Origin of the sequence: Mesorhizobium sp. M0771, assembly GCF_040320155.1 — a bacterium.
Lineage (GTDB): Bacteria > Pseudomonadota > Alphaproteobacteria > Rhizobiales > Rhizobiaceae > Mesorhizobium.
In genome coordinates this window covers 1-5,357 of sequence record NZ_JAMYPC010000054.1, presented here as the reverse complement: position 1 = coordinate 5,357, position 5,357 = coordinate 1, and the positions used below count along the sequence as shown (strand labels likewise).

Genomic DNA, 5,357 nt, shown 5'->3' with positions numbered 1-5,357 from the left:
GGAGTCAGTGCTGAGCTTGCCCCGAGCGACTGGGGAGGGGTTGAGAAACGCCGTGCAAACAAGGGGCCGATTGAGGACGGCGGCTGGAGCGTCTTTATTAGCGACTGGACCGATTCCCATTTCGGTAATCCGGTCAGTTTGCCTTTGCTCGCCGCAAATGGCGTAGACTATTATGGCTGGCCGACGAACGATGAATACGAGGCTCTCCGGGCCAAATGGGCATTTGTCGAAACACTCGATGGGCGCCAGGCGCTGGCCCGCGAAATGCAACGCCTCGCGTGGGACTTCGTTGGCACTGTCATGTTCGGTCAGTCTATGCTGCCCGTCGCTCGCCGAAAGTCTCTGATTGGCCTGGTTCATGTTCCGTCGGCTTCGCTCCCAATGTGGAACATGCAGAAAGTCTCGGTCTGATGGCGGCCTACATCTTACGCAGGTTGGTTTCGGCCATAGCCGTCATGGGGATGGTCGGGATCTTTGTTTTCCTGCTGGTCAGACTGGTGCCGGGCAATCCGGCCGCGACAATTGGATACCTAGAAGAACCTCCCATTTCGGCGCATTTCTGATTCAAACGACCGATGATTTGCCGGTAGGAGACGGATAGGGGACGGGCCGGGTTCTGGGACATTGACGAGCGATATGTGCGGCTGGGGGAGGCCGGCGATCCGCTCGACAAGCTGAACGCGCTTGTGCCGTGGGAAGTTTTCCGCAAGTCGCTGGCCAAGGCGCTGAAGCGTTTCGATGGCGCGAAGGGTGATCGGCCCCTTACGATCCGGTGATGATGTTCGAGATCTTGGTTCTGCAGGCGCTCTACGGCCTCGGACTACCAGACCGAGATCCAGATCCAGGACCGGCTGTCGTTAATGCGCTTCCTCGGGCTGGGGCTCGGCGATCACGTGCCGGACGCCAAGACGATCTGGCTGTTCCGCGAACACGATCGAGAACCTGTTAGCGCGCTTCGACATGCACCTCACCAGGGCCGGCTATTTGGCCATGGGCAGGCAGATCGAGGACGCGACGACGTGGCGGCACCCAAGCCAATACCGACGCCACAAAGGCCGACATCAAGGCGGGCAAGATTCCGGACGCATGAAGGAGAAGCCTGCCAAGCTGCGCCGGAAGGACCGGGTTGCGCGCTGGACGGCGAAGTTCTCGAAAGCCAAGGTGGCGATGATAGAAAGACGCAGCAGCGCGACATTGACATTGCCGCCTTCGGCTACAGGAACCATGCCGGCATCGATGGCCGGCACGGCTTCGTCCGCGGCTGGAAACAAGTGCCTCGGCCTATGACGGGGCGCAGCTTTCCGGCGTGCTGGACAGGAACAACACCGGCGTGAAAGCGTGGGCCGAGACGACCTATCGCTCCAAGAAGAACGAGGCATGGCTAGAGAAGAACGGCTACGTCTCCGACATCCACCACAAGAAGCCGAAATGACGACCAATGAGCGAGGCGACGTCGCGGGCCAACGGCCGGCGCTTCACGATCCGCGCCTTCGTCGACCACTCGCAGCTGAAATCCCACACGGGCCTGTTCGTGCGAACGATTGGCAAGGCGCGGGCAAAGACCAAGATCGGCACGACCAACCCCGCCTACAATCTCACCCGCTTGGTCTGGCACCAGGGGCGCACTGCGCCCGTATGACGCCAAAGGCGGCCAATGCCGCCGCAGCGGCGCCACGATCGCCCCGAGCATCAAATCATCGACAAAAAGACCAAGTGCAGGCATCAGGTTGCGCCCGACCTCATCGCGAACCTAAACCCTCAAATGACGGTAGTTCGAGGTGTCCAGTTGGAAAGCAGACCCTGACAACATCATCGCAGCCGTCGGACGTGGGCACCAAGTGTTGGAATCAAGACACTAGCTTGGGAGAATGAGGCAGACGATGTTAAACCTTCTTTCCGATTTTACATTTCTGAAATTGCTGCGCAATCCTCACTTAACCGAAAATAACTCTACGCTTTGCCGTAACGTGATAGAGCTTCGGTGCCGGCCCGCTAACGGCAGAACCGCAGCCTTACCGCCGGCAGCTTTGTCCTCCAGGGACAGCATCCGATGCAACAGGCTGCGGAGCAGTGAACATAAAACACCCCTGGAAGGCTGCGGTCACTCAAGGGCGGCGGCTGACTAACAGCGTGGTCCCGTCAATGCATTTCCGGAAAGCAACTAGGGAGGCTTGCCGGCGAGTTCGACGGATTTACCGACCAGGCGGACGGTGTTGCTCATTCCGAAAGTTGTTCGACCTAGCCAGGGCGTCAGCGTTTGAGAATCAACCGTCGCGGCTCATCGAGTTTACTCAAGTTGAGTCGATGAGGCGGGTCGAAGAGTCATCGCCTGTTCGCTGGCGCGGTGTCCCAGATACCCGAAGTTGCGAGCCAGTTACCCAAGGCAAGGAGCCAAAAATATGTGCGGCATTTGTGGATGGATTGATTTCGATCGTGACCTAGGAACTCCCGACGCGCGAAGGGAGCTTGCCGTCATGACGGCCACCATGGCCAATCGTGGTCCGGACGACGAGGGGACTTGGATTGACGGGCCTGCGGCACTGGGACACCGTCGCTTGGCGATCATCGATATCCAAGGCGGTCGCCAGCCGATGACGCACCAGGAAGACGGCCGACCGGCGTTGGTGCTCGTCTACACGGGCGAGGCTTACAACTACCGCGAGCTGCGTCAACGGCTTGCGGACCTGGGCCATCGGTTCGACACGAGCAGTGACACCGAGGTGGTGCTGCGCGCCCATCGCGAGTGGGGCCACCGCGACCCTCGCAGCGCCGTGAGCGAACTCAACGGGATGTTTGCCTACGCACTCTGGGACACAGCCAAGCGCGAACTGCTTCTCATACGCGACCGGCTCGGCATCAAGCCGCTTTACTACTACCCCACCGAGCACGGAGTGTTATTCGGCTCCGAGCCAAAGGCGATACTGGCTAATAGTCTCGCGGAACGGGTCATGGACGCCGGGGGGCTTCGTCGGAGCCTATGCTACTTCGCCGACCCGTACAGCACCGTGTTCTGCGGCATGCATGAGGTACGGCCCGGCCACATAGTCCGCGTGACCCGTGAAGGCATCCAGGAGGTGAACTACTGGCAGCTCACCGACAGCGGGCATACCGATGACGTGCCTACGACCGTCCGGCGAGTCCGAGAGTTGCTCGAGGACATCATCCAGCGACAGCTCATCGCCGATGTGCCGCTGTGCACGCTCCTGTCTGGTGGGCTTGATTCCTCTGCCATGACGGCACTGGCCGCGCGCTTCAGCGACGAACGTATCCGCTCCTTTGCGCTCGACTTCGTCGGCTATACCGACAATTTTACCCCCGGTCCGGGGCGCACCACACCCGATGGGCCGTACGTCCGGGATGTTGCGAAGTTCGTTGGTACCGACCACGCCGACATTACATTGTCCGCAGACGAACTAATGGACCCAAACGTGCAGGCTGCCACTCTCCACGCCCGTGATCTGCCGTTGACCATGGGCGACCTTGATAGCTCACTCTACCTTCTGTTCCGGGCGATCAGGCAACACTCCACGGTGGCCCTGTCAGGGGAGGCAGCCGACGAGCTTTTTGGCGGCTACAGGTTTTTCAACGATCCCGCGCGCGTTCAGGCCGATATGTTTCCCTGGCCAGAAATCAGCAACGGCATCGCGCTGCAGTCCCTAGACCCCGGCCTGGTCGAGAAACTCGATTTCCCCGACTACCTCGACGAGCAGTACCACGGGGCACTTAGGGAAGTACCCGCCCTGACCGGACCGGCCTCGGCCGACCCGCACGAGCACCGTATGCGCCAGATCTGCTATCTCTTCCTCACGCGTTACCTGCCGCCGCTGCTCGACCGCAAAGACCGACTAAGCATGGCGTTTGGCCTCGAGGTGCGGGTCCCTTTCTGCGACCACCGTCTTGTTGAGTACGTGTTTGGTACCCCATGGGCCCACAAGACTTTCGACGGGCGCGAGAAGAGCCTGCTGCGTGCCGCCACCGCGGACCTGCTCCCGCTCTCGGTGGTGCAGCGAGTCAAGAGCGCGTATCCGGCTATCCAGGACCGCACCTATGACAGAATGCTGCGCACGCGGTTCACCGCGCTGCTGAATGACCGCAATGTGGCAGTGGCACCGCTGCTGTCCGTCGACGGCTCCCGGGCTTTGCTCAATACGACTGATAATCTTGAGGGGATGGAGTATATCCTGGCCCTCCAGAATTTCTTGGCCAATTACAACATTAGTATCAAGGTATGAGGCGGAACACATACAGAACGGCAGGGTATCCGATACGGAGTGGCCATGGCGATGCTAGCCAAGGCACAGAACGATGGCTCGCTCGACAAGCAATATGGCGTCAAGATGACGAGGACGAGCGCTCGGAATGCCTTGCGGCGTCATGGGCGGTGGCTACCAGCCTTCGGCGGCTTTGCCAGTCGCAACAATCTGGCTACAGCCAAGACCTTGGGCGTTCGCGACATGGCATTCCACAAGAAAGCCGGCCTCAGCATCGATGACATGGTTAGAAGCAATTGGGTTTACCGCAAGCTGCGCAACTTTCTCGCCGGCATCGAAGCTGGCATCTCGTGACTCAAACGCGCTTACGGCCTGGCGCGCTGCACCTGGCGCGGCCTTGATCACTTCAAGAGCTACGTCTGGTCCTCGGTCTTGGCCTACAATCGCGTCCTCTTCGCACGTCTCAAACCGACCTGATGCCGAGCCATTGCGCGGGTCAGCAGCCCGCCGGCAGGCGCCGGCTCCATAGCCATGACTAACTTCCGTTCGGCGAGTTCTTTCTGGCGCGATCCATGGGGACTTCGCGTCGGCCCGGTACCGCAAACGACGTTCTTCCTGTGGCAAATCTCTGTAAATGCTCACAAAAATGGGCGTTCATGGACGGAAACTAGCTAGAAGTTTGGGCCTTGGAAGTTGCGAGCGGCGAGGGTGTGGGAGCGCCGGTATAAACCCGCAAGGAGTCGATAGTGAAAGTCCATCAGAATGAAGGAGTAGCGATCCACATTGGCCCCGAGTCATGCGGGCAGCCGTGAGGCTGTTCGGAAAGCGTTGACAGGGGAGTATGCAGGCCAGCCACTGAGCCACCAATGCGCTTGATTCCGGGTGCCGACGCTTTCCAAGCAGCGGAAGACAACACGAACGGACACGCTATCGCAAGGAGCCGCCGACTCGGCGTGGTCGAAAGACCCTGGCATGCATGGACGCGCCTTCCGCGGGAACCGGGAGATCTCGTGATTGGCCAGAGCGGTCCGCCTGCGTGTTTCGGTAGGTCGTGTGCTGAGAGTTCTGCAAATTCGCTGAGAGGGGGCGGTCATGGCAGGCTGGTGATTGTTCACGTCACCTGATTCCCGCGAAGGAACGCCACCA

1 protein-coding gene and 4 pseudogenes are annotated in these 5,357 nt (G+C 60.1%); all 5 read left to right on the top strand.

What is annotated here, in order from left to right; all coding sequences use genetic code 11:
- A pseudogene (locus tag NKI05_RS31930) lies at positions 1-411 on the top strand (ABC transporter substrate-binding protein); the annotation flags it as partial.
- A pseudogene (locus tag NKI05_RS31925) lies at positions 411-524 on the top strand (ABC transporter permease); the annotation flags it as partial. The pseudogenes NKI05_RS31930 and NKI05_RS31925, both read left to right, overlap by 1 nt.
- Before the next feature lie 99 nt (positions 525-623).
- A pseudogene (locus tag NKI05_RS31920) lies at positions 624-1,639 on the top strand (transposase).
- 760 nt (positions 1,640-2,399) lie between these two features.
- The gene (asnB, locus tag NKI05_RS31915; protein ID WP_352794200.1) at positions 2,400-4,232 is read left to right on the top strand and encodes an asparagine synthase (glutamine-hydrolyzing); all 1,833 of its coding nucleotides are present in this window, start codon (positions 2,400-2,402) and stop codon (positions 4,230-4,232) included.
- A 75-nt stretch (positions 4,233-4,307) separates the two neighbouring features.
- A pseudogene (locus NKI05_RS31910) lies at positions 4,308-4,688 on the top strand (ISNCY family transposase); the annotation flags it as partial.
- Positions 4,689-5,357 lie beyond the last annotated feature (669 nt).